This is a genomic window from Rhizobacter sp. LjRoot28, assembly GCF_964253025.1.
In the GTDB taxonomy this organism is placed as follows: Bacteria; Pseudomonadota; Gammaproteobacteria; order Burkholderiales; family Burkholderiaceae_C; genus Rhizobacter.
In genome coordinates this window covers 653,152-675,854 of sequence record NZ_CAXUQC020000001.1, presented here as the reverse complement: position 1 = coordinate 675,854, position 22,703 = coordinate 653,152, and the positions used below count along the sequence as shown (strand labels likewise).

General features: G+C 70.0%; 23 protein-coding genes and 1 riboswitch. Of the genes, 20 read left to right on the top strand and 3 right to left on the bottom strand.

Going from position 1 to position 22,703, the window contains the following annotated elements:
- Positions 1-3: 3 nt before the first annotated feature.
- Together edd and eda are read left to right on the top strand one after the other, a co-directional pair.
- On the top strand, positions 4-1,824 hold the full coding sequence (gene edd, locus ACSQ2F_RS03235) for a phosphogluconate dehydratase (RefSeq protein ID WP_436019714.1): 1,821 nt from the start codon (positions 4-6) through the stop codon (positions 1,822-1,824).
- A complete protein-coding gene (gene eda / locus ACSQ2F_RS03230) occupies positions 1,815-2,462 on the top strand; it encodes a bifunctional 4-hydroxy-2-oxoglutarate aldolase/2-dehydro-3-deoxy-phosphogluconate aldolase (RefSeq protein WP_436019712.1) in 648 nt (215 codons plus the stop codon). Before edd ends, eda begins: the two co-directional genes overlap by 10 nt.
- 55 nt (positions 2,463-2,517) lie before the next feature.
- Here the strand turns inward: eda and ACSQ2F_RS03225 are convergent, their stop codons facing one another.
- Complete coding sequence (locus ACSQ2F_RS03225) at positions 2,518-4,194, bottom strand: alkaline phosphatase D family protein (RefSeq protein WP_436019710.1); 1,677 nt, start codon at positions 4,192-4,194, stop codon at positions 2,518-2,520.
- 124 nt (positions 4,195-4,318) lie between these two features.
- Positions 4,319-4,741, bottom strand: coding sequence for a VOC family protein (locus ACSQ2F_RS03220; protein WP_436019708.1), 423 nt, complete (start codon positions 4,739-4,741; stop codon positions 4,319-4,321).
- A gap of 188 nt (positions 4,742-4,929) precedes the next feature.
- On the opposite strand from ACSQ2F_RS03220, the gene ACSQ2F_RS03215 reads away from it, so the two are divergent.
- From ACSQ2F_RS03215 to ACSQ2F_RS03205, 3 genes are all read left to right on the top strand, one after another.
- Complete coding sequence (locus ACSQ2F_RS03215; RefSeq protein WP_436019706.1) at positions 4,930-5,184, top strand: hypothetical protein; 255 nt, start codon at positions 4,930-4,932, stop codon at positions 5,182-5,184.
- Between the two features lie 96 nt (positions 5,185-5,280).
- Positions 5,281-5,565, top strand: coding sequence for a hypothetical protein (locus ACSQ2F_RS03210; protein ID WP_436019704.1), 285 nt, complete (start codon positions 5,281-5,283; stop codon positions 5,563-5,565).
- Positions 5,566-5,861: 296 nt separating this feature from the next.
- Complete coding sequence (locus ACSQ2F_RS03205; protein ID WP_436019702.1) at positions 5,862-6,671, top strand: YdcF family protein; 810 nt, start codon at positions 5,862-5,864, stop codon at positions 6,669-6,671.
- A gap of 212 nt (positions 6,672-6,883) precedes the next feature.
- Here the strand turns inward: ACSQ2F_RS03205 and ACSQ2F_RS03200 are convergent, their stop codons facing one another.
- A complete protein-coding gene (locus ACSQ2F_RS03200; protein ID WP_436019700.1) occupies positions 6,884-8,443 on the bottom strand; it encodes a UbiD family decarboxylase in 1,560 nt (519 codons plus the stop codon).
- Between the two features lie 272 nt (positions 8,444-8,715).
- On the opposite strand from ACSQ2F_RS03200, the gene ACSQ2F_RS03195 reads away from it, so the two are divergent.
- The 15 genes from ACSQ2F_RS03195 to ACSQ2F_RS03125 all read left to right on the top strand — a co-directional run bounded on the left by ACSQ2F_RS03195 (position 8,716) and on the right by ACSQ2F_RS03125 (position 22,696).
- Positions 8,716-9,636, top strand: coding sequence for a transglycosylase SLT domain-containing protein (locus tag ACSQ2F_RS03195; RefSeq protein ID WP_436026719.1), 921 nt, complete (start codon positions 8,716-8,718; stop codon positions 9,634-9,636).
- A gap of 36 nt (positions 9,637-9,672) precedes the next feature.
- Positions 9,673-9,802, top strand: a riboswitch (ZMP/ZTP riboswitch).
- A gap of 68 nt (positions 9,803-9,870) precedes the next feature.
- Positions 9,871-11,118: a serine hydroxymethyltransferase gene (glyA, locus tag ACSQ2F_RS03190; protein WP_436019698.1), complete on the top strand. Its 1,248-nt coding sequence runs from the start codon at positions 9,871-9,873 to the stop codon at positions 11,116-11,118.
- A 51-nt stretch (positions 11,119-11,169) separates the two neighbouring features.
- On the top strand, positions 11,170-11,613 hold the full coding sequence (nrdR, locus tag ACSQ2F_RS03185) for a transcriptional regulator NrdR (protein ID WP_436019696.1): 444 nt from the start codon (positions 11,170-11,172) through the stop codon (positions 11,611-11,613).
- A gap of 493 nt (positions 11,614-12,106) precedes the next feature.
- A complete protein-coding gene (locus ACSQ2F_RS03180) occupies positions 12,107-12,643 on the top strand; it encodes a GspH/FimT family pseudopilin (RefSeq protein WP_436019694.1) in 537 nt (178 codons plus the stop codon).
- The gene (locus ACSQ2F_RS03175) at positions 12,637-13,083 is read left to right on the top strand and encodes a type IV pilin protein (RefSeq protein WP_436019692.1); all 447 of its coding nucleotides are present in this window, start codon (positions 12,637-12,639) and stop codon (positions 13,081-13,083) included. The genes ACSQ2F_RS03180 and ACSQ2F_RS03175 overlap by 7 nt, the downstream gene beginning before the upstream one ends.
- Positions 13,080-13,784 (top strand): prepilin-type N-terminal cleavage/methylation domain-containing protein, encoded by a 705-nt coding sequence (locus ACSQ2F_RS03170; protein WP_436019690.1) that lies wholly within the window; start codon positions 13,080-13,082, stop codon positions 13,782-13,784. The genes ACSQ2F_RS03175 and ACSQ2F_RS03170 overlap by 4 nt, the downstream gene beginning before the upstream one ends.
- 149 nt (positions 13,785-13,933) lie before the next feature.
- Positions 13,934-15,247: a hypothetical protein gene (locus tag ACSQ2F_RS03165; RefSeq protein ID WP_436019688.1), complete on the top strand. Its 1,314-nt coding sequence runs from the start codon at positions 13,934-13,936 to the stop codon at positions 15,245-15,247.
- Entirely contained in the window at positions 15,244-15,789 is a 546-nt protein-coding gene (locus ACSQ2F_RS03160) for a hypothetical protein (RefSeq protein ID WP_436019686.1), read from the top strand. Before ACSQ2F_RS03165 ends, ACSQ2F_RS03160 begins: the two co-directional genes overlap by 4 nt.
- Before the next feature lie 260 nt (positions 15,790-16,049).
- Positions 16,050-17,171 (top strand): bifunctional diaminohydroxyphosphoribosylaminopyrimidine deaminase/5-amino-6-(5-phosphoribosylamino)uracil reductase RibD, encoded by a 1,122-nt coding sequence (gene ribD, locus ACSQ2F_RS03155; RefSeq protein ID WP_436019684.1) that lies wholly within the window; start codon positions 16,050-16,052, stop codon positions 17,169-17,171.
- 59 nt (positions 17,172-17,230) lie between these two features.
- The gene (locus ACSQ2F_RS03150) at positions 17,231-17,860 is read left to right on the top strand and encodes a riboflavin synthase (RefSeq protein ID WP_436019682.1); all 630 of its coding nucleotides are present in this window, start codon (positions 17,231-17,233) and stop codon (positions 17,858-17,860) included.
- Positions 17,861-17,966: 106 nt separating this feature from the next.
- Positions 17,967-19,061 (top strand): bifunctional 3,4-dihydroxy-2-butanone-4-phosphate synthase/GTP cyclohydrolase II, encoded by a 1,095-nt coding sequence (ribBA, locus tag ACSQ2F_RS03145; protein ID WP_436019680.1) that lies wholly within the window; start codon positions 17,967-17,969, stop codon positions 19,059-19,061.
- 51 nt (positions 19,062-19,112) lie between these two features.
- Positions 19,113-19,577 carry a 6,7-dimethyl-8-ribityllumazine synthase gene (gene ribH / locus ACSQ2F_RS03140; RefSeq protein WP_436019678.1) on the top strand — a complete coding sequence of 155 codons (465 nt, stop codon included), beginning with the start codon at positions 19,113-19,115 and terminating at the stop codon, positions 19,575-19,577.
- Positions 19,574-20,074, top strand: a complete 501-nt coding sequence (nusB, locus tag ACSQ2F_RS03135) for a transcription antitermination factor NusB (protein ID WP_436019676.1) — start codon at positions 19,574-19,576, stop codon at positions 20,072-20,074. Before ribH ends, nusB begins: the two co-directional genes overlap by 4 nt.
- Before the next feature lie 460 nt (positions 20,075-20,534).
- Positions 20,535-22,307, top strand: a complete 1,773-nt coding sequence (locus ACSQ2F_RS03130) for a serine/threonine-protein kinase (RefSeq protein ID WP_436019674.1) — start codon at positions 20,535-20,537, stop codon at positions 22,305-22,307.
- A complete protein-coding gene (locus ACSQ2F_RS03125) occupies positions 22,304-22,696 on the top strand; it encodes a TssQ family T6SS-associated lipoprotein (RefSeq protein ID WP_436019672.1) in 393 nt (130 codons plus the stop codon). The genes ACSQ2F_RS03130 and ACSQ2F_RS03125 overlap by 4 nt, the downstream gene beginning before the upstream one ends.
- The last annotated feature ends 7 nt before the right edge of the window (positions 22,697-22,703 follow it).

Here is a 22,703-nt window from a genome sequence, read left to right as displayed (position 1 = left end):
CGCATGAAACAAATCCTGCTCGACGTCACCCAACGGATCACCGAGCGCAGCGCTGCGACCCGCAGTGCCTACCTGCGCCGCGTCGATGCCGCCATCCAGAGGCCCCGCGGCAGCGACCGCATGGGCTGCGCCAACGTGGCCCACGCCTTCGCGGCGCTGCCATCGAACGACAAGCTGCGCATCGTGGCCGAACGCGCACCGCACATCGGCATCGTCACCGCCTACAACGACATGCTGTCGGCGCACCAGCCGTACGAGGGCTTCCCGGCCGTCATCCGCGACGAAGCCCATCGCCTCGGCATCACCGCCCAGGTGGCCGGCGGTGTGCCCGCCATGTGCGACGGCGTGACGCAGGGCCTGCCCGGCATGGAGCTGAGCCTCTTCTCGCGCGACAACATCGCGATGGGCACCGCCATCGCGCTCACGCACGACGTCTTCGATGCCGCCCTGCTGCTCGGCGTGTGCGACAAGATCGTGCCGGGGCTGTTGATCGGCGCCCTGCACTTCGGTCACCTGCCCTGCGTCTTCGTGCCGGCCGGCCCGATGTCGACCGGCCTCCCCAACAGCGACAAGGCCAAGGTGCGCGAGCAGTTCGCCCAGGGCCTGGTCGGCCGCGAGGAGCTGCTGGCCGCGGAGTCGGCGGCGTACCACGGCCCCGGCACCTGCACCTTCTACGGCACGGCCAACAGCAACCAGATGCTGCTGGAGGCCATGGGCCTGCACGTACCCGGCGCCGCCTTCGTCCATCCGCACGACGGCCTGCGCGAAGCCCTCACCCGCGAGGCCGTGCGCCATGTGCTGGCGATCACGCAGAAGGGCCGCTTCACCCCGATCGGCCGCCAGGTCGACGAACGGGTGATCGTCAACGCCATGGTGGCCCTGCTGGCCACCGGCGGCTCCACCAACCACCTCATCCACTGGGTGGCGGTGGCGCGTGCCGCGGGCATCCTCATCGACTGGAGCGATTTCTCGGCACTGTCCGAAGCCGTGCCCCTGCTGGCGCGCGTCTACCCCAATGGCGCCGCCGACGTGAACCAGTTCCAGGCGGCGGGCGGCCCGGGCTTCGTGATCCGCGAGCTCATCGACGGCGGTTTCATGTTCGCCGACGTGGCGACGGTGTCGGCCCACAACACCTTGCGCGACTACGGCCGGCTGCCCGAACTGGCTGCCGAAGGTCGAGTGGCCTGGCGGGATCTTCCGCCCGACAGCGGCGACGACCACATCGTTCGTCGCGCCGACGCGCCCTTCAGCGAGACCGGCGGGCTCAAGCTGCTCACCGGCAACCTCGGTCGTGCGGTGATCAAGGTGTCGGCCGTGCCGGCAACGCACCATGTCATCGAGGCGCCTGCGCGGGTGTTCGATTCGCAGGAGGAACTGCTGGCCGCCTTCAAGGCCGGCGAGCTGGAGCATGATTTCGTCGCCGTCGTTCGCTTCCAGGGCCCGCGCGCCAACGGCATGCCGGAACTGCACAAGCTCACGCCGCCGCTGGGGGTGCTGCAGGGCAAGGGCTTCCGCGTGGCGCTGGTGACCGACGGCCGCATGAGCGGCGCCTCGGGCAAGGTGCCTGCCGCCATCCACGTCAGCCCCGAGGTGCTGGCCGACGGCCCGCTCGGCAAGGTGCGCACCGGCGACATCATCCGGCTCGACGCCGAGGCGGGCACCTTGCAGGCGCTGGTGGACGACGCCACCTGGGCGTCCCGCGAGGTCGCCACCATCAGCGACGCGGCCGTCGAGACCAACGCCCATGGCCTCGGCCGTGAGCTCTTCGGCGGCATGCGCCGCAACGTGCGCACCGCCGAGGAAGGAGCGGTGACATGGCTTTGAACGACGCGGAAGGACTGCAGGCGCTCGACCTGGTGGGCTTCGGGCCCGTCATCCCGGTGATCGTCATCGACCGGGTGGAAGACGCCGTGCCCATGGCGGAAGCGCTGGTGGCGGGCGGCGTGCGGGTACTGGAGGTCACCCTGCGCACGCGGGGTGCGCTGCGGTGCATCGAAGCGATTGCACGCGCCGTCCCGGACGCCATCGTCGGGGCCGGCACCGTGCGCAGCGTGACGGACGCCCAGGCGGCCCGCGACGCCGGATGCCGCTTCGCGGTCAGCCCCGGCTACCTCCCCGAGATCGGCCAGGCCTGCCGCGATCTGCAACTGCCGCTGCTGCCGGGGGTCTCGACTGCCAGTGAAGTGATGGCAGCCAATGCCGACGGCCATGCCTTTCTGAAGCTCTTTCCCGCGACGGCGGTCGGCGGCGTCACGCTGTTGAAGGCGCTGGCCGGCCCGTTCGCCGATGTGATGTTCTGCCCCACGGGCGGCATCAGCTTGAAGTCCGCCCCGGAGTTTCTCGCCCTGCCCAACGTGCCCGTCTGCGGTGGTTCGTGGCTGACGCCCGCCGAAGCGCTGGAAGCCAGGGACTGGCCGCGCATCACGGCGCTGGCCCGCGAAGCGGCGAGCCTGCGTCCCTGATCACCGAATGGCGCATGTTGCGCCTCGGCATCGCCGGGGCGCAACATGCGTTCGCTCAGGCCGGCACGGCGACCACGCGCCGGTTGCCGGCACCGGGCAAGGTGCGCAGTTGCTGGCCCACCACGGTGGTGAACGTGCGCTGGCTGATCGTGTCGACATACACCCATTGGGCGCGCGCCTCGGCGGCCGTGGCCTCCAGCACCATGAAGCCGCGCCGGCTGGTGTCTGCGTAGACCAGGTCGTCGATCAGCAGCGGGAAGGCGCCGCTGAGCTGCGCCGGATTGACGGTCGGCAGGTAGGCTTCGAAACCCGGCGAGCTGACCGACGAGGTGGCGAACTCCACGCCCACCTTTCTGCCATCGGCCGCCAGGGTCAGGTCGCTCGCCCAGGCGTTGTGGGTGTCGCCCGACAGCACCACCAGGTTCCGGTCGTTCGCCGCAGCCGCAGCCAGCACCGACTCCCGGTTGGCCTGGTAGCCGTCCCATGCGTCGAGGTTGTACGGCACCTTGGGCTGCGCCACGAGGGCCTGCTGCTCCGCGGTACGGGCGGCGGCCGGCGTTTGCACGGCGGTGATGTACGCGGTCATCGTGACCGGGTCGGGACTCTGGGCCACCGAGGCCGGGATGATCATGCGGCCCATCAGGACCTGCTGCCCCAGCACCTGCCAGGTGGCGGTGGAGGTCTGCAACCGGGCGCTCAGCCAGGCATTCTGTTCGGCCCCCAACAGCTGGCGCGCCGGATCATGGGCTGCGCCCGCGACATAGGCCGCCATGTCGACCTGGCGGTCACGGCCGATGTTCCGCGTGTCGAGCATGTGAAGCGACACCAGGTTGCCGAAGTCGAACGAGCGGTAGATGACATCCGGACGGGCCGGGTCGGGCAGCCGGGTCGGCATCCATTCGTGATACGCCTGGATGGCGGCGGCCCGGCGCACCGCGAAGGCGCCTTCGGTGCCCTCGGTGTGGTTGTCCGCGCCACCCGTCCACGTGTCGTTGGCGATCTCGTGGTCGTCCCAGACGGCGATCATCGGCATCGCCGCATGCAGCGCCTGCAGGTCGGGATCGGTGCGGTACTGGGCGTAGCGGCGGCGGTAGTCGGAGAGCTGGATGATCTCGGTCGGCGGCACGGACAGGCGGCCGAGGGCGGCCGCGGTGTCGGACGCGTATCCGCCTGCGCCGTATTCATAGATGTAGTCGCCGAGGTGCACGGCGGCGTCGAAGGCGCCGTCACGGGCGGCGGCCGCATACACGTTGAAGTAGCCCGCCGGGTAGTTCGAGCACGAGAACACGGCCAGGCGCACGCGATCCACCGTGCCCGTGGGCAGCGTGCGGGCGCGGCCCACGGGGGAGCGCTGCGCGCCGACCGCGAAGCGGTAGTGGTACACCGTCGCGGCGGACAGTCCGGTGACGTCCACCTTCACGGTGTAGTCGCGCTCGGCGGACGTCTCGGTGCTGCCCGACTTCACCACCTTGGTGAAGGCCTCGTCGCTCGCCACCTCCCACTGGACGGGGACGGTGCCATCTGCCGCGGGGGTCACGCGGGTCCACAGCATGATGCGGTCGGCGAGCGGGTCGCCACTGGCCACGCCGTGCTGGTAGCTGACGGCCGGCGCGATGGGCGCCGGCGTGTCGTCGTCACCGCCGCAGGCGGCCAGGGGCAGGCCGCTGCCCACGGCCATCGAGCCCAGGGTGACGTTGCGGAGAAAGAGGCGGCGGCTCGGTTCGTTACTCATGGGGTCCTTCGGGCTCGGGGTCGGGTCAGTGTGGAAACGGCTGAACCCGCGAGTGTGCGAAGGACTGATGACGCGACCGTGAATCCGGCCCCGTTCATCGGTCAGGCCGCGCGCGTCGCCCCGCTCACCACACGCCGACGTTCGGCATGGACTTCCAGGGCTCGGTCGGCGCAAGGGCATCGCCTTTCTGCAGCAGCTCGACGGAAATCTGGTCGGGCGAACGAACGAAGGCCATGCGGCCGTCCCGGGGGGGGCGGTTGATGGTCACGCCGTGGTCCATGAGGCGCTGGCAATGGGCGTAGATGTCGTCCACCTCGTAGGCCAGGTGGCCGAAGTTGCGACCGCCGGTGTAGGTCTCGGGGTCCCAGTTGTGCGTGAGTTCGACCTGCGCATCGGTGTTGCCAGGCGCCGCCAGGAAGACCAGCGTGAAGCGCCCCGCTTCGTTGTCGCGGCGCGAGAGTTCCTGCAGGCCAAGGGCGTCCCGGTAGAACCTGAGGGACTGCTCGATGTCGGTGACGCGCACCATGGTGTGGAGGTATCTGATCATCGCGAAATTCTAGGCCGCGTCGCCCTCGCGTGCAGGACCCGCAGCGGGTCGGGGCTTCTCGCAGGTCCCCCTGGCCGGCGGCTCCCCCTCACGGGTGTGGCACCCGGATGGTGGATGGAGGTTCAAACCTGCGCACGACATGATCTGCAGATGGCCGGCAAGGGAGCTGCCGGAAGCTGGAGTTGATCATGCATTTCGATGAACGAATGGAAGGCGACTACCGCATTTACGCGGGTGCACTGGAAGGGCCCAGCGGCGATGGCTACATCGCGGCCGTGGTCGTGAGCCGGGTCAGCGGCACGGACAGCCCGCCGCGCGAAGCCTACCGCGACGAGTCCATTGCCTGCGGACACCGCTGGCCCTCGCCGGAAGCGGCGCTGAGGCAGGCCTTGTCCCGCGCGCGGGAGGTGATCTACAAGGAGCGATATCGCCTGGCCTGCTGAGGGCGACTGCCCGCCAGGGCGGCAGCGCGTCGCTATCCGCGAGCGAACGCGGCCGGACAGGCGGACAATCGGGGTTTCATCCAGCCCTCCGCCGCCATGATCGTCCGCCTCGACATCGACCAGACCGAACCTTCCGTCTTCGCCTATCGCGTGAGCGTCGAAGCGGAGACCCTGTACGACGACGAGGGCCTGGAGTCGCTGGAGGAGGCGCTCATCGCCGCCATCGAGGGCCTCGCGCCCGACGTGGTCGGCCTCGAGTTCGCGTATGGCGGCGTAGTCTCGGGCACCTACCCGCTCGACGTCATCGCGGCCAACCTCGCCCAGGTGGCAACCCATGCGGTCAACACCACGGCGGCCATCTACGAGGCCCGGTCCCGCTGAGCCACGTGTGCGGGTTGCACTCCGTGCCGACCTGCCGTTGATCCCGCTACCGCACGCACGGACACGGGCACGCTAGCGGACTCGTGGAAGGCCCCCTGGTTCGACCGGGCGGGCGCGCCATCGCACCCTCGCCACCGGTCCATCGCCCCGAAGCATGCCGACTGCCTCCGCCGTGCGGCCCGCCTCAACAAGCGGTCGCCCAGGGAATTTGTCACGGTGGCCGCCCCATCGTCCGGCCCGGCCCGGCCCGACAATCCGCATCCCAACCGCGCACTGCTTCATCGAAGCCCCTCGGCATGAACGACTTGCTGGCCCTGCTGGGCATTGAATCCTGGAAACCGGTCTTCAGCGTGCTGCTGTTGCCACCCGTGCCATTCCTGCTGCTCGTGCTGATCGGCGCGCGGCTCATCCTGCCGCGCCGCGGACTGGGCTGGTTCATCGTGCTGCTGGGCGTGAGCGGCCTGTGGATGAGTGCCAGCAACGGCACCGCGCAGCTGCTCAACCGCTGGGCGCTCAAGACGCCCGCGGCGCTGACCGTCGACCAGATCGCTGCACTGAAGAAGGCGGCCAAGGCCGGTGAGCCGGTCGCCATCATCGTGCTCGGCGGCGGCGCCGAGCCGCTGGCCCCGGAATACGGCGTCACCAACCTCGCGGCCCCGTCGCTCGAGCGCCTGCGCTACGGCCTGTGGCTCGGCCGCGAGACGGGACTGCCGGTGGGCTACAGCGGCGGCCTGGGTTGGGGACAGTCCGACGCGCAGCCTGAGGCACAGGCTGCCGCGCGCATCGCGTCGCAGGAGTTCGGCCGCCCGCTCAAGTGGCAGGAAGACACCTCGCGCGATACGCGGGAGAACGGCATTCGCACCATCGCCCTGCTCAAGCCGCAGGGCATCACGAAGATCGTGCTCGTGACGCACGGCAGCCACATGCCACGCTCGGTTCGCGCTTTCGAGGCGGCAGCCGCCGGCCAGGTCACGATCCAGGCGGCCCCGATGGGCCTCGGCTCCGGGGTGCGCACCCGCGCCTTGGACTGGATGCCGTCGGTCCAAGGCTTCACGCAAGTGTCGCGCTCGCTGCACGAGCTGGTGGGATTGGCCGCCGGCGCCTGAGCCGACTGGCCGCCACCCAAATGACAAACCCCTCCCGGCGTGGCCGGGAGGGGCGGGCGACTGGCGTCGCCATTTCGGAGCTCCGGAGGAATCAGTCCGGGGCACCTGTGCGCAGAGACTGCGACTTGGGTGTTGCCTGCGTGGCAGGCATCTGTAAGTTAGTCGCCAGCAGCCCTGGTGGCAAGCCGGTTCTGTCTATCGGTGGGCCGACCTCATTCAGCAGGTTTCATCACGGCCGTCACCAGAGCGGCTACGCGCGCCTCGACTTCAGCGTCCATGGTGATGGTGCGACCCCACTCGCGTGAAGTCTCGCCGGGCCACTTGTTGGTGGCGTCCAGGCCCATCTTGCCGCCGAGGCCACTGACGGGCGAGGCGAAATCGAGGTAGTCGATCGGGGTCTGCTCGACCAGGGTGGTGTCTCGCACCGGGTCCATGCGGGTCGTGATGGCCCAGATCACCTCTTGCCAGTTGCGGATGTCGACATCGTCGTCGGTCACCACGATGAACTTGGTGTACATGAACTGGCGCAGGAAGCTCCAGATGCCGAACATCAGGCGCTTCGCATGCCCGGGATAGCTCTTGCGGATGCTGACGATCGCCATCCGGTAGCTGCAGCCCTCCGGCGGCAGGTAGAAGTCCACGATCTCGGGAAACTGCTTCTGCAGGATCGGGACGAACACTTCGTTGAGCGCCACTCCCAGCACCGCCGGCTCGTCGGGCGGCTTGCCCGTGTAGGTGGAGTGGTAGATCGGGTCGCGCCGACGGGTGAGCCGGGTCACCTCGAACACCGGGAACCAGTCCTGCTCGTTGTAATAACCGGTATGGTCACCAAACGGACCTTCCAGCGCATGCAGGTAGCCGCCCACCTCCTTCAAGGGCACGCCGTGCTCACTCACGCCGGTGAAGCCGGAGGCGGCCAGCGGAATGCAACCCTCCAGCACGATCTCGGCGGAGGCCGGGGCCTGGAGCATCTGGCCCGCTTCGCCGACGGCGGTGTCGACCACCTCCGTCCGTCCGCCGCGCAGCAGGCCGGCGAACTGGTATTCGGACAGCGAATCGGGCACCGGCGTCACCGCGCCCAGGATCGTCGCCGGGTCAGCGCCCAGCGCCACGGCAATGGGGAACGGCTGGCCCGGGTTCGCTCGGGCGAAATCCCGGAAGTCGAGGGCGCCACCACGATGTGCCAGCCAGCGCATGATCACCTGACGCCGGCCGATCACCTGTTGCCGGTAGATGCCGAGGTTCTGACGTCGGCGCGGGTTCGCGACGCCTTGCGGACCCCGGGTGATGACGAGACCCCAGGTGATCAGCGGACCGGCGTCACCCGGCCAGCAGGTCTGGACCGGAAGCTCGCCGAGGTCGACGTCGGAGCCGGCCAGCACTTCTTCCTGGCACGGCGCTCGCCGCACGGCCGAGGGCTTCATGTCCCAGAGCGCCTTGGCCATCTGGATGAGCCGACCGGTGTCCTTCAGACCGCGTGGTGGCTCCGGCTCCTTCAGGCTCGCCAGCACGTGCCCCACGTCGCGCAACTCCGCCAGGCTCGAAGCACCCATGCCTCGGGCCACGCGGGCCGGGGTACCGAACAGGTTGGTCAGGGCCGTCATCTTGTAACCGTCGGGCTTCTGGAACCACAGCGCCGGCCCGCCGGCCCGCAGCACCTTGTCACTGACTGCGGTCATCTCCAGCCGCACGGACACCGGCTCCGCGACGCGCCGAAGCTCACCCTCGCGCTCAAGTCCAGCCATAAAGTCGCGCAAATCACGGTACTTCATATTGATTTCTTATGTTGAACCAGTTTCATATTCTTGACGCATTATGAAATGGCTTCCTAGAATCCGCGCACTCTGGCACAGATCAGGGATTACCCGTGCCGCCGGTCGCTCGTTGACCCGGTCGCACGCACTGAGAAGAAGGCGTACGCTGGCCCTGTGTTTGTAACGAACCGGGCCTGCACGTCGGCGAATTATCGTCGTCACCCTGCCCGGCACCCTTGGGTGTGCCGCTGTGAGGTGATGGGCGGTGAGACAGGAGTGACATGAGAAACATGCGTCAACGAATGGCCCCCGTGGCCGGCACCGTCCAGGCGGTTGCCCGTGGCACCCAGGTGTTCCTGAAAGACGTGGGCCACGGCCTGCTCGAGGTGAGCCACAACACGTTCGCGCTGGTGGGCTTCGCCCTGGTGGCGTTGCTGGTCTTCGCGGCCGGCCGCGCCGAACTGCGCGCCTCCTTCGAGTCGAAGGCGCTCGGCTGGCTGCAGGCCCGCCACGAGGCCCGGACCGAAGGCACGGTCGAAGCCATTGCGTCGATCAGCGAACCTGGTGCCATCCTGCGCGCCACGGCGGCGGACATCAAGGAACTGACCAAGCAACAGGCCGCCGTGGCGGTCTGGATCTCGCGCCGCTACCGCGTGGCACCCGAGCCGGTGAGCCGCCTGGTGAAGGAAGCCTGGGCCATCGGCGCCAAGGCCAACCTCGAGCCGACGCTGATCCTCGCCATCATGGCCATCGAGTCGAGCTTCAATCCCTTCGCGCAAAGCCCCGTCGGCGCGCAAGGCCTGATGCAGGTGATGACACGCGTGCACGACGACAAGTACGAGCCTTTCGGCGGCAACCATGCCGCGTTCGACCCGGTGACCAACCTCCGGGTGGGCGTGCGCGTGCTCAAGGAGTGCATCTCCCGCGCCGGCAGCGTCGAGGGCGGGCTGCGCTTCTACGTGGGCGCGGCCAACCTGGCCGACGACGGCGGCTATGCCTGGAAGGTGATGGCGGAGCAGGCCCACCTGCGCGCCGTGTCCAACGGGCAGTCCGTGCCCTTCAACGCCCCGCTGAGTTCGGCACCGCCCGTGGCGTCGTCCGAGCCGGCGCCCATCGAACTGCCCTCGCCCGAGCCGACGGCCGACGGCGTCGTGCGCACCACGACCTCGCTCAAGCCCGAGGTCGCCGAGAAGGTGGCATTGCTCAACTGAGCGCGGTGGTGCCTTCGGGCACCTCTTGGTACACTGGCGGCTCTGCGCAACTGGCGATGGGGTGCAGCGGCCTTGCGGCCGCCCGCCTGAGGTGGTGAACCACCGGGGAGCGCAGGCGGTCAGGGAGCTGTCCCGGCCGTGTCAGCCGTTCGCCTGGGCAGCCCTGTGATTGCGTGCGCATGCGTTGCGTCTCGCCCTCCACCCGGGACTTCTTTCCAAGAGGACTGCCACACCATGTTCGACCGTTCCCAATCCACCCTCGCCAACGTCGACCCCGAGATCTGGGCCGCCGTCCTGCAAGAGAACCAGCGACAGGAAGACCACATCGAACTGATCGCCTCGGAGAACTACACCTCTCCGGCGGTCATGGCCGCGCAGGGCAGCCAGCTCACCAACAAGTACGCCGAAGGCTACCCGGGCAAGCGCTACTACGGTGGCTGCGAGTACGTCGACATCGTCGAGCAGCTCGCGATCGACCGCCTGAAGCAGATCTTCGGCGCCGAGCACGCCAACGTGCAGCCGAACTCCGGCTCGCAAGCCAACCAGGCTGTCTTCTTCGGCCTGCTGCAGCCCGGCGACACCATCATGGGCATGAGCCTCGCTGAAGGCGGCCACCTGACCCACGGCATGCCCCTCAACATGAGCGGCAAGTGGTTCAAGGTGGTGAGCTACGGGCTCGACGCCAATGAGGCCATCGACTACGACGCGATGGAGCGCCTGGCCCACGAGCACAAGCCCAAGCTGATCATCGCGGGCGCCTCCGCCTACAGCCTGCGCATCGACTTCGAGCGCTTCGCCAAGGTGGCCAAGGCCATCGGCGCGTACTTCATGGTCGACATGGCGCACTACGCCGGCCTCATCGCCGCGGGCGTCTACCCGAACCCGGTGCCCCATGCCGACGTGGTCACCTCCACCACCCACAAGAGCCTGCGGGGCCCGCGCGGCGGCATCATCCTGATGAAGGATCACGTCGCCAAGCAGATCAACAGCGCGATCTTCCCCGGCATCCAGGGCGGCCCGCTGATGCACGTCATCGCCGGCAAGGCCGTGGCCTTCAAGGAAGCCCTCTCGCCCGAGTTCAAGACCTACCAGCAGCAGGTGGTGAAGAACGCGGCGGCGCTTGCCGAGACGCTGACCGCCCGCGGCCTGCGCATCGTCAGCGGCCGCACCGAAAGCCACGTGATGCTGGTCGACCTGCGTCCCAAGGGCCTCACGGGCAAGGAGGCCGAAGCCATCCTCGGCCAGGCCCACATGACCTGCAACAAGAACGGCATTCCGAACGACCCGCAGAAGCCCATGATCACGAGCGGCATCCGCCTCGGCTCACCGGCCTTCACGACGCGTGGCTTCAAGGAAGAGCAGGCTCGCGCCACCGCGAACCTGATCGCCGACGTGCTCGACAACCCGCACGACGAAGCGAACCTGGCCGCTGTCCGCGACAAGGTCGCCGCCCTCACGCGCGACTTCCCGGTCTACCGCTGACCGGCTCGCCGGTGGCCGCATCGCGCAGCCACCGGCCTTCACGAGCACATCATGCGTTGCCCCTTCTGCAGCCACGACGAAACCCAGGTCGTCGAGACGCGTGAATCCGACGAAGGCGATGTCGTTCGCCGGCGTCGCCGTTGCCAAAGCTGCGACAAGCGCTTCACCACCTACGAACGCGCGGAAATCGCCCTTCCCCATGTGGTGAAGAAGGACGGCACGCGCGCCGAGTTCGACCCGTCCAAGATCCGGGCCTCGATGACGCTCGCATTGCGCAAGCGGCCCGTGAGCGTCGAGCAGATCGACGCGGCCATGGAGCGCATCCAGGAGAAGCTGCTGACGAGCGGCGCCAAGGAAGTGGCGTCCACCCGCCTCGGCGAACTGGTCATGCGCGAACTCAAGCGCATCGACAAGGTGGCGTACGTCCGCTTCGCTTCCGTCTACCGCAGCTTCGAAGACGTCGACGAGTTCCGCCAGCTGATTCGGGACATCTGAGTCCCGGCACGCCGGGTTGCGCCATTCGCTGCGTCGCCGCGGTGCCCGGACAGCCACGCCTCCCGGGCCGGCCCGGGCCTGAAGAGCGGGCGGCGGGCCATGGTGGCGCACGCCGCCCTTCCCCTTGTGCTCCGTCACCGCAGCAGCTCGCGTCGGAGCCCCGGCGCATTCGTTCGGTCGCCTCGCTGCCGCGTTCGCTCGCCTTCGGCCCGGTCCATGGCCTCTCCCGCTCGATTGCGGTGCGTCCGCACCGGTCGGGCAGGGCATTAACAGCCGCGCATAAGCCGGTCATCCGCAACCCCCTTTGCGACGAAGCCCTTTGCCGCTGCACGGCTCGACCGGCAGCGAGGCGGTGCTGCCTAGAGTGCAGGCATCGCTTCAGCCGAGGGTTCCGATGTCCGTGCCGCGCAGTCCGTCCCTTCCTTGCCGTGGATCACCCGGCGCCTCCGGGCGTGCGCTGAACGGCGCAGCCCCACGCGTGCCCTCTGGCGGCATGTACCTCACCCGGCTCGGCACGCGTCTTCCCGCCGGCTTCACCGTGGTGGAGGCCGCCGTGGTGCTGGTGATCACGGCGCTGCTCGCCACGCTGGCATGGCCCGCCATGCAATCGATCATCGAGGGCCACCGCCTGGACGGCGCCGCCCGTCGCCTGGCCGCCCACCTCCAGCAGGCCCGGTTCGAAGCGCTCGGGCGCAACGAGGCGGTCCAGTTGTCGGTCTTCGACGACGGTGCCGGTGGCAGCTGCTACATCGTCCACACCGGCCCGCGTTCTGCTTGCACGTGCGCGGCAGGATGCTCCGCGGAATCGGTACCGCTCGAGACCGTGCAGCTCCCGGCCGAAGGCCGTCTGCAGTTGAGTGCGCCCGCGGCTTCCCTGCGCTTCGATCCCCAGCTCGGCACCTGCACGCCGGCCGGCACGCTGAAGCTCACGGCCTTCGGCGGCCGCAGCGTGCACCACGTCGTGAATGTCATGGGACGCGTCCGCAGCTGCTCGCCCGGCGCGCTTGCATCGGGCTACGCCGCATGCTGAGCCGCATCCCCCATCCGGCTCGTGGGTTCACCGTCGCCGAACTCGTCATCGTCATGGCGGTGCTGTCCATCCTCGTGGCGCTGGCCTATCCCAGCTTCCGCGCCCAGTGGCTGAAGGGGCGGCGAACCGATGCGCACAACGCCCTGATGCAGCTCCAGCAGGCCCAGGAACGATGGCGCGCCGATCATCGCGGCTATGCCTCGGCTGCCGAACTGGCGGCACCCGGCACCTCGGCGAACGGGCACTACCGCCTCAGCGTGCACGCGGCATCGACCACCGGCTACGAACTGCGCGCCGAGGCACTGGGCGCCCAGCAGTCCGATGCCGGCTGCAGGATCATCGGGCTGCGCCAATCCGAAGGCGCCCTGCAATGGCTGGCGGGCCACGACCTCGCCTCCCTTGCGCCGGCGCCGACGGCACGCCGGTGCTGGCCGACATGAAAGCGCTGCATCGTCAACGCGGCTTGTCCATCGTCGAGCTGATGGTGGGTCTGGCGGTCGGGCTGGTCGTCGCGGCCGCAGCGATCGGCGCGCTGGCGCAGCAGGTCGGCAGCACGCGCCGGCTGCTGCTCGATGCGCGCCTGACTCACGAACTCGCCGCCACCGCGGAACTGATGGCGCGCCATCTGCGCCGTGCCCACCATTGGCGCGGCGCCGCCGAAGCGGTGTGGCAGCCCGGCGCGGCGACCCGACCCAACCCACACGCGCTGAGCTTCGACTCACCGGAGCAAGTCAGCTTCACCTACTCAACCCCGGCGACCGACGGCCCCGCCGCCGTGCCGGAAGGCGACGCCGCAGCGCCCGATGGGTGGGCTGCCGCGAACGAGCACTTCGGCTTTCGCCTGAGGGACGGCCGGGTCGACATGCAGCTCGGCCAAGGGCGCTGGCAGGCGCTCACCGACCCGTCCGCGCTGCGCGTCACCGCACTGCAGATCCAACCCGTGGTCCACGAGATCCCGCTCGCCCACCGCTGCGCCGTCGAGTGCGATGCCGCGACCCGCGCCTGTCCACCTCGATTGCAGCTGCGTACGGTCTCCTTGCAGCTGGCCGCGCACTCGGTCGGCGACGCCTCGCTCACCCGTCGCCTTCAGCAGTACCTCCGGCTGCGCAACGACACCGTTTCGGGGGAATGTTCGTCATGACGCCGCTCGCAGACGCCGGCCCATCCTGGCGCGCCGCGGCGCTGTCTTGCCCCGCGTCGGTTTGCCGCGCGGCCGGTGCGCGGCCGGATCGTGTCGAGGTTGTCCGGAACGGCCGGCGCCGAACCGTCCGCGGCGCGGTCCTGCCGATTGTGCTGGTCGCAGCCTTCCTCCTGGCCCTCATCGCCGCGTTCGCCCATGCGAACCTGCTCGTGGCGCAACGCCTGGCCGCACGTGAACTCCAATCGGCCCGTGCCGGCGAAGCGGCCGAGGCCGGCCTGGACTGGGCGCTTGCGCGCCTCAACGCCCCCCAGCCGCTGGACGCCCGCTGCGAGCCCACCGGCGCAGCGGCCGGGCACCGCTTCCGGGACACGCATGCCGGTGCGCCGCCCGACCCGGGCGCCTCCGCGGCGGATCCTCACTGGCCGTCGCCCTCCCCGGCGCTTCAGCCGGCCTGCCGGGTCCACGATGGAGCCTGGCAGTGCGCGTGTCCAGGCGGCGATCTGGCAGCGCTTGACCCCATCCCGGGCAATGACGTGTCACCAGGCTTCCGCATCCGGCTGGCGCCGCACCCCGCCCCAGGAATCATGTCGCTCACCGTCCAGGGGTGCAGCCACGCTGACGACGATTGCCTCGCCGCCGACCCCATCGCCGAGGCATTCCCCGGGCCCGGAGCCGCACCAGGGGGTGACCCCGACCAATCCGTACCGCCCTCGCCCGCTCCCTCACCCTTGCTGAACCGCACGCCGGAGGCACGCGCGCACCGGGCCCTGCTGCTGGCCCACCTGCCGGCGCTCGCCCACCCCCCGACCGCGGCCCTCACGGTGCACGGCGGCCTGACGCTCGGCGCGGCCCGCTGGGAACTGGCCGCCGCGGCGCCTCCCCAGGGCGGCCTGGCGCTGCACACCGGCGGCCCGGTTCACGCACCCGCGCTGCTTGTACGCCCCGCCCCCGGCACGTCCACCGCCGCAACGCGTCGCCAGTCCGACGCCACCCTGATGGCCCCTCGACCGGCACACCGTTTCGCGCAGCGCATGCGGCTGGGCCATGCCGAATGGCAAGCGCTGCCCACCGTGCGGCGGATCGATTGCCACGCCGCCTGTGACACCTCCCTGTCGAACGCAACCGCCCCGGCCGAGGGCTTCCAGATGATCTGGCTCGAAGGCGGCTTGCACCTGTCGCGGGCTGCGACGCTGGGCACGCCCGAACAACCGCTGCTGCTGGTTTCAAACGGGCCCGTCGAGCTGCTCGCACCGGTGCGCGTCCACGGGCTCGTCTACACCACGGGCAGCACCTGGCGTGACGAAGCCGGAGCCGAGGTGGTCGGCGCCGTCGTCGCCGAGGGCTCCCTGCACGGCCTGGGCGCCGGCACTACCCAGGTGCGGCACGATCCGGCGACCCTTGCCCGCCTGGCCGGCGTCGGCACCTTCGTTCGCGTCCCCGGCAGCTGGAAGGACTTTCCGTGATTCGCCGAAAACCGCAGCGCCTGCAACCGTGGCGGCCGAAGCGGCACCGGCTCCGTGGCGCCAGCCTGCTGGAGGCACTGGTGGCCGCCGGGCTGCTGGCCTTCGCACTGCTCGCCGCCCTGCGCTGGCAGGCGCTCGCCCGGGCCGAGACCGGGTTGGCGCGTGAGCGCAGTGAAGCCACCCAACTGGCCCGAGAGGCGCTCGAATGGCAGCGGACATTCGTCGCGCTCGAACCGGTGGCCGACCTGCCGGATGCGCCGGTGTTCTCAAGGGAGGAGGAGGCCGCCCACACCGTCGACGGCCGCACCGCCACCTTCACCGTCCGCCGCCGCACGAGCCTGCTGGCGGGCGTTCGCCTCAAGGCGGCATCGGTCGCGGTCGAGTGGGAGGACGCCGCCGGGCAGCGGCAACGCGTTGCACTCGACACGCTGGTCGACGGGAGCTTGCCGGTGCACGGCGCCGCCGCGACCTGGGCGGCGGCCGAACCCGGCGTCGGGAGCCCGATCGGGCAACCGGAGCCGGTGCCCGTGGCGGGTCGATGAGGGCCGGCGCCGGTGGCGACCACCTCGCGGTCACTGCAGGCTGCACACGCTCAGGCCGCCCCTGCGTCGGATGAACAACACCGGCCGGGCGCAGCCCCCGGCTCACCGGCAAGATGTGAATCACGCCGCTCCAGGTCAGTCGACCTTTCACGGCCGGATCCCCACGAACCGGCCGCACCGGTTCGGCACAACCCCGCCCGTCACCCGTCCGCAGCCGCACAATGGCGCATCGCCGACATGACACCGCCGCCCTTGCCCTGATGCCTGCAACCACCCTGCCCCGGCCGTTCACGCCAGCCGACCAGACCCACATGGCCCGCGCCCTGGCGCTGGCCGAAGGCGCCATCGCCCTCAGCGAGCCGAATCCGCGCGTTGGCTGCGTGATCACATCGTCCGATGGGCGCGTGCTGGGTGAAGGTTTCACCCAGCAGGCCGGTGGGCCGCATGCCGAGATCATGGCGCTGCGCGACGCGGCCGCACGCGGCGCAGACGTGCGCGGCGCCACGGCCTACGTGACGCTGGAGCCGTGCTCCCACCACGGCCGCACGCCGCCCTGCTGCGACGCCCTCGTCGCGGCGGGCCTGGCCCGCGTCGTGGCTGCCGTCCAGGACCCCAACGAGCTGGTCAGCGGCCGCGGCACGGCGCGGCTGCGCGCTGCAGGCATCCAGGTCGAAGTCGGCCTCGGTGAGCAGGGTTCGCGCGAACTCAACATCGGTTTCTTCTCGCGCATGCAGCGCGGTCGCCCCTGGGTGCGGCTGAAGGCGGCCGTCTCGCTCGACGGGCGGTCGGCGCTGGAGAACGGCCTCAGCCAATGGATTACCGGCGAGGCGGCCCGCACCGACGGCCATGCCTGGCGGCGCCGGGCCGGCGCCGTGCTCACCGGCATCGGCACCGTGCGGGACGATGACCCCCGACTCGATGTGCGCCTCGTGCCCACGCCCCGGCAACCCTTGCGCGTGGTGCTGGACAGCCGGCTCACCCTGTCACCGACCGCCCGCATCCTGGATGCGCCGGGCAGCGTCCTCGTCCTCAGCGCCGCCGAACCCGACGGCAAACGTGCCGACGCCTTGCGCGCGCGCGGCGCCGACGTGCTGGCGATGGGCGGAGCCGACGGCCGCATCGACCTCCCGGCCGCCTTGGCCGAACTCGCCCGGCGAGGGGTGAACGAGCTGCATGTCGAAGCGGGCCGTACCGTGAGCGGCGCGTTCGCCGCGCAGCGCCTGGTCGACGAATACCTCGTCTACATGGCCCCGAAGCTCATCGGCCGCGGCCGGGACCTGGCCGGCTTCGGCCCCCTCGAAACCCTCGACGACGCGGTCGCGCTACAGTTCCACGACGTGGCCCGGGTGGGCGCCGACCTCCGGCTGCTCGCCCGTCCCTGACCGGCGCCGTTGCACCGCGCTCCACCGCCCCTGGCTTTCCCGCCCCTTCGTTCAAGACCATGTTCACAGGCATCATCACCGGCCTCGGCCAGATCACCGACGTCGCCCCGCTGGGCGCCGACCCGTCGCATGGCAAACGCCTCACCGTCCAGGCTCCCGCCGGCTACCTCGACGACGTGCAGCTCGGCGACAGCATCGCGCTCAACGGCGCCTGCATGACGGTCACGAGCTTCGACGCCGGCGTCGCCCGCTTCACGATCGACGTCTCCGCGGAAAGCCTGGCTCGCACCGCCGGCCTCAACCGCCCCGGCCCGGTGAACCTCGAAAAGGCCCTGCGGGCCAACGACCGCCTGGGCGGGCACATGGTGAGCGGCCATGTGGACGGACTTGGCAGCGTCACGCATTTCGCCCCGGTGGGTGAGTCCTGGGAACTGCGCATCGAGGCCCCTGCCGAGCTGGCCCGCTTCCTGGTCTACAAGGGCTCCATCACCGTCAACGGCGTCAGCCTGACCGTGAACCGCGTCGAAGACCGGGCCAGCGGCTGTGAATTCAGCATCAACCTGATCCCGCACACCCTCGAGCACACCACGCTCGGCCGTCTCGCCGCCGGTCATCCGGTCAACCTCGAGATCGACCAGATCGCCCGCTACGTGGAACGCATGCTGCAGAAGGGCGTGACCATCGGTTGACCGGCCCGCGTGGCGAAGTCCGACGGGCGCAAGGAGTCGTCGAATCCCCCACACCGGCGGCATCCGGCGGCCCCGCCGGGCCGGGGCGCCCGCCTACAATCGCGGGATGCCCATCTCTCCGATTCCCGAACTCGTCGCCGACATGGCGGCTGGCCGCATGGTCATCCTCGTCGACGAGGAAGACCGTGAAAACGAGGGCGATCTCGTCCTTGCCGCAGACCATGTCACGCCCGAGGCCATCAACTTCATGGCCCGCTTCGGCCGCGGCCTCATCTGCCTGACGCTGCCGCGCGAGCGCTGCGAACGCCTGCAGCTGCAGCCCATGACGCGTCGCAACGGCACCCAGCACGGCACGGCCTTCACGGTGTCGATCGAGGCGGCCACCGGCGTGACCACCGGCATCTCCGCGGCCGACCGGGCCCGCACCGTCCAGGCCGCCGTGGCCCGCGACGCCCAGCCGAGCGACCTGGTCCAGCCCGGCCACATCTTTCCGCTGCAGGCACAGGATGGCGGCGTGCTGATGCGCGCCGGCCACACCGAAGCCGGCTGCGACCTGGCGGCCATGGCCGGCCTGAGCCCCACCTCCGTCATCTGCGAGATCATGAAGGACGACGGCACGATGGCGCGCCTGCCCGACCTCGAGATCTTCGCCAGGGAGCACGGGCTCAAGATCGGCACCATCGCCGACCTGATCGGCTACCGCAGCCGCAATGAATCCCTGATCGAACGCCTGAGCCAGCGCCGCCTGCAGACGGCGCAGGGCGAGTTCGACTGCGTCGCCTTCCGCGACCGCACCGGCGGCCTTCACCTGGCCCTGAGCCACGGCATCGTGGCCACCGACGATGAAGTCCTGGTGCGGGTGCACGAGCCCCTGTCCGTGATGGACCTGCTCGACGCCGGCGCCTGCGGTCACTCGTGGCCGCTGCCCAAGGCGCTGGCCGCGTTACAAGCCTCGGGCCGGGGCGTGGCGGTGCTGCTGAACTGCGGCGACGACGTGAAGACGCTGCTGCCTCGCCTGCAGGCCCTCGATCAGCCCGCGGCACCGACGCGCGGTCAGCTCGACCTGCGCACCTACGGCGTGGGCGCGCAGATCCTGCGCGAGCTCGGCGTCACGCGCATGAAGCTGCTGGGCAGCCCGCGCCGCATGCCCAGCATGACCGGCTTCGGCCTCGAGGTCACCGGCTTCGAAGCAGCCGAATGAGCCGCTTGTCCGTCCCGCTCCACTGCTCCCATTTCAACGAGGAATCCACCCATGCAAGCTGCTGACAAGGGCCAGGCCACCGATCTGGATGGAACCGACCTGCGCATCGGCATCGTGCAGGCCCGCTTCAACGCCGAGCTGACCGGCCGCCTGGCGGCCATGTGCATCGACGAACTGACCACGCTCGGCGTGGCCGCCAAGCACATTCGGCACGTGACGGTGCCGGGCGCCCTCGAAGTTCCGCTCGCGCTCAACGCCATGGCCGAGAGCGGTCGTTTCGACGCGCTGATCGCGCTCGGCTGCATCATCCGCGGCGAGACCTACCACTTCGAACTCGTGTCGAACGAAAGCGGCAGCGGGGTCACCCGTGTCGCGCTCGACCATCAGGTCCCGGTGGCCAACGCCATCCTGACCGTGGAGAACGAAGCGCAGGCGCTCGCCCGCGTCGAGGAAAAGGGGCGGGATGCCGCCCGCGTGGCCGTCGAGATGGCCAATCTGCTGGAAGACCTCTCGTGACCGACACCCCGAAGAAGAAGACCCCGGCGTCCCGCCCGGGTGGCAAGGGCTCGGCCCCGAAGTCGGCTCGCCGGCGTTCGCGCGAGGTCGCGCTGCAAGGCCTGTACGAATGGCTCATCTCGGGTGCCGAGGCCGCCGTGGTCGACGCCCACATGCGCGAGCAGGAAGGGTTCGAGAAGTGCGACCCTGCGCACTTCGAGGCCCTGCTGCATGGTTGCATCGCCGAGGCAAGCGACCTGGACAACGTCCTCAAGCGACACGTCGACCGGCAGACCAACCTGCTGTCGCCCATCGAGCACGGCGTGTTGATGATCGGCGCCTACGAACTCAAGCACTGCATCGACGTCCCGTACAAGGTGGCGATCAACGAGGCCGTCGAACTGGCGAAGAGCTTCGGTGGCACCGACGGCCACAAGTACGTGAACGGCGTGCTCGACAAGGCGGCGGTGGAACTGCGCCCGGTCGAGGTCGAAGCGTTCCGCGCCTCGCGGCGCTGAGCTGCCCGCGGCGGCCGGTCCGCCAAGTGCGGACGATCCCTGCACGGCGACACTGCGGATGGCCCTCCGGCGCGCGGCACAGCCAGATCGTGAGCCGTGTCCGCTCGAACGGCCGAGGTGGACCGACGCTCACCCGTGCCGCAACCGCGCAGGTGGCTTGCCCGCGTTCTGAGGCAGACGCGCTGGCCCCCGCCGAACGACTGCACGCGCTGATCGCCAGTCGACGCGCAGCCTGTTTGCGCTGCCCGGCGTTGGATGATGTGCGGTCGCGGCCAGCCCGTGGCGTCACGCCGCCGCGTGACCTGCCGCACGGTCCTGTGGCGCCCCATCCTCAGGCCGCCACGTTTGGTGTCGGTGTGTTACGAAATTCCCGAACCCGGTGCTTTTTCGAGCCAAGCGCCCGGCACATTGCACTAAGCTTGTTCCGTGGTGGTCGTCCGGCCACGCCCTCTTGTCGCCCATGTCTGGTCCCGAGTCCGAACCGCCCCTGCCCGCCGCGACCGATTCGTCGCCCTCCCCGGACTCGCGTCCGTGGAGTGACACCGACCTGGGCTTGTCTGTCGGCGCGAGCAAGCCTGCGGGCGGGCTCGCCGGCGCAGGCGGGGCCATGGCGATGAGCGCCCGTCTGCCCGAAGATCCCGCCGAAGAGCCGGCGCGCCCGCGTGCCGACGTCCCGCAGAAGGCCGTGGTCGCCACCGACCAGCTCTCCACCATCGGCCACATCGGCCGCTACGCCCTCAAGTACCAGATCGGCGAAGGCGGCCTCGGCCGCGTCTACGCGGCGCACGATCCCCTGCTGTCGCGGCTCATCGCCATCAAGACGCTGAACCTCGAGATCTCGGCCGAGGAGCGCGATTCCTTCAACACCCTGTTCCTGAACGAGGCCCGGGCGGCCGGTGGCCTGAGCCACCCGCACATCGTCACGGTGTTCGACGCCGGCGTGAGCGAACAAGGCCCCTACATCGCGATGGAACTGCTGCGCGGCCGCGACCTGCGCCAGCTCCGCCTGGAGGGCTGGCGCCCCACGCCGACGCAGGCCGCACTCGTCATCCGGCGGGTGGCCGATGCCCTGGCCTACGCCCACTCCAAGGGTGTCGTCCACCGCGACATCAAGCCGGCCAACATCTTCATGGTCGGGCGCACGCAGCCGCGGGTGCTCGACTTCGGCATCGCGCGGGTCGCCCATCACCATGACGCCCATGGCGACGGTGACATCGTCGGCGGCTCGCCGTACTACATGTCGCCCGAGCAGATCCGTCAGGAGCCGGTCGACCGGCGCACCGACGTCTTCTCGCTCGGCGTCGTGCTGTACGAGTTGCTGACCGACCTGCGCCCCTTCCGCGGCAGCACGCTGTCCGAAATCACGACGGCCGTGCTCAAGCACGAGCCCCCCTTGGCCCACGAGATCGATCCGAACGTGCCGAAGGCGCTGTCCGAGATCGCTGCACGTGCCATGCAGAAGAACCGCGACGATCGCTTCAGTTCGGCACGGTCGCTGTCGCGCGAACTGCGCCATTGGCTGGAGGAACATCCCCAGCAGGAAGCCGAGGCCGTGGAGGCCGCGGGCCCCGACCGCCGCCGCCTCGTCTGGGCCGCCGGCGGCATCGCTGCCCTGGCGCTGGCCGGTGTGGCATGGTGGGCCATTGCCTCCGGCGGGTCCGAGGGGCAGGACGCCGTCGCCGCCACGGCCGTGTCCACGCCGGCTTCCGAGGTTGCCGCCGCAGCGCCGCCTGCCCCGGCCGTTGCTCCCGCCCCTGCGCCCGAAGCGGTCACCGTGCCGATGTCCGAGGCATCGCTCGCCGCATCGGCGGTGCCCCCGGCCGAGGCCGCTGCCTCCGCCATCACCGAAGTGGCTCCACCGCCCGCACCGCCGCAAGCGCCCCCGCCGCCGACCGTCGCTGGCGCGCCTGTCGCGCCCACGGTGGCCCAGGCACCGAAGGAAACCCGCAAGGAGCGTCGAGCGCGCGAGGCGCGTGAACGCGCCGAACGGGCGGCCGCCACTCCCGCGCCGCAGGCCGTCGCCAGCGGCACCATCCGCCTCGCGGTCAGCCCGTGGGGCCAGGTCGAGGTCGATGGCAAGCCGGTGGGCACCACCCCGCCCCTGAACGAAATCACCTTGTCGGAAGGCCGCCACACGGTGACCATCCGCAACGACGAGTTCCCCCCGTTCACCGCCACCATCAATGTCGTCGGCGGCCAACCCGTCAACGTCAAACACCGCTTCGGATCATGATCAAAGCCCTGTCGTCTGCCCTGTCGTTCGCGGTGCTCCTGCTCGCTGGCGGCTGCGCGCAGCCGCCGGAAGTTCCCGTCGGCCTGCTCGACGTCACGAGCCGCCCCGCCGAGAAAGCGCTGCTCGCCGGCATTCGCGCCTACGAGGACGGCCAGTACGCCGAGTCCGAGAAGCAACTGGGCGCCGCCTTGCAAGCCGGCCTGGTCTCGCCGCGCGATGCCGCGGCGGCCCACAAGCACCTGGCTTTCATCTACTGCACCAGCAACCGAGCCACGCGCTGCGAGGCTGCCTTCCGCGATGCCCGCAAGGCGGATCCTTCCTTCGCGCTCAGCCGCTCCGAGCAGGGCCATCCGTTGTGGGGCCCGACGTACAAGCGCGTCTTGCCATAATTCGCGG

Excerpts from the sequence above, each read along its gene's own strand:
- edd (WP_436019714.1), top strand. The coding sequence starts at position 4 with ATGAAACAAATCCTGCTCGACGTCACCCAACGGATCACCGAGCGCAGC.
- eda (WP_436019712.1), top strand. The coding sequence starts at position 1,815 with ATGGCTTTGAACGACGCGGAAGGACTGCAGGCGCTCGACCTGGTGGGC.
- ACSQ2F_RS03225 (WP_436019710.1), bottom strand. The coding sequence starts at position 4,194 with ATGAGTAACGAACCGAGCCGCCGCCTCTTTCTCCGCAACGTCACCCTG.
- ACSQ2F_RS03220 (WP_436019708.1), bottom strand. The coding sequence starts at position 4,741 with ATGATCAGATACCTCCACACCATGGTGCGCGTCACCGACATCGAGCAG.
- ACSQ2F_RS03215 (WP_436019706.1), top strand. The coding sequence starts at position 4,930 with ATGCATTTCGATGAACGAATGGAAGGCGACTACCGCATTTACGCGGGT.
- ACSQ2F_RS03210 (WP_436019704.1), top strand. The coding sequence starts at position 5,281 with ATGATCGTCCGCCTCGACATCGACCAGACCGAACCTTCCGTCTTCGCC.
- ACSQ2F_RS03205 (WP_436019702.1), top strand. The coding sequence starts at position 5,862 with ATGAACGACTTGCTGGCCCTGCTGGGCATTGAATCCTGGAAACCGGTC.
- ACSQ2F_RS03200 (WP_436019700.1), bottom strand. The coding sequence starts at position 8,443 with ATGAAGTACCGTGATTTGCGCGACTTTATGGCTGGACTTGAGCGCGAG.
- ACSQ2F_RS03195 (WP_436026719.1), top strand. The coding sequence starts at position 8,716 with ATGCGTCAACGAATGGCCCCCGTGGCCGGCACCGTCCAGGCGGTTGCC.
- glyA (WP_436019698.1), top strand. The coding sequence starts at position 9,871 with ATGTTCGACCGTTCCCAATCCACCCTCGCCAACGTCGACCCCGAGATC.
- nrdR (WP_436019696.1), top strand. The coding sequence starts at position 11,170 with ATGCGTTGCCCCTTCTGCAGCCACGACGAAACCCAGGTCGTCGAGACG.
- ACSQ2F_RS03180 (WP_436019694.1), top strand. The coding sequence starts at position 12,107 with ATGTACCTCACCCGGCTCGGCACGCGTCTTCCCGCCGGCTTCACCGTG.
- ACSQ2F_RS03175 (WP_436019692.1), top strand. The coding sequence starts at position 12,637 with ATGCTGAGCCGCATCCCCCATCCGGCTCGTGGGTTCACCGTCGCCGAA.
- ACSQ2F_RS03170 (WP_436019690.1), top strand. The coding sequence starts at position 13,080 with ATGAAAGCGCTGCATCGTCAACGCGGCTTGTCCATCGTCGAGCTGATG.
- ribD (WP_436019684.1), top strand. The coding sequence starts at position 16,050 with ATGCCTGCAACCACCCTGCCCCGGCCGTTCACGCCAGCCGACCAGACC.
- ACSQ2F_RS03150 (WP_436019682.1), top strand. The coding sequence starts at position 17,231 with ATGTTCACAGGCATCATCACCGGCCTCGGCCAGATCACCGACGTCGCC.
- ribBA (WP_436019680.1), top strand. The coding sequence starts at position 17,967 with ATGCCCATCTCTCCGATTCCCGAACTCGTCGCCGACATGGCGGCTGGC.
- ribH (WP_436019678.1), top strand. The coding sequence starts at position 19,113 with ATGCAAGCTGCTGACAAGGGCCAGGCCACCGATCTGGATGGAACCGAC.
- ACSQ2F_RS03130 (WP_436019674.1), top strand. The coding sequence starts at position 20,535 with ATGTCTGGTCCCGAGTCCGAACCGCCCCTGCCCGCCGCGACCGATTCG.
- ACSQ2F_RS03125 (WP_436019672.1), top strand. The coding sequence starts at position 22,304 with ATGATCAAAGCCCTGTCGTCTGCCCTGTCGTTCGCGGTGCTCCTGCTC.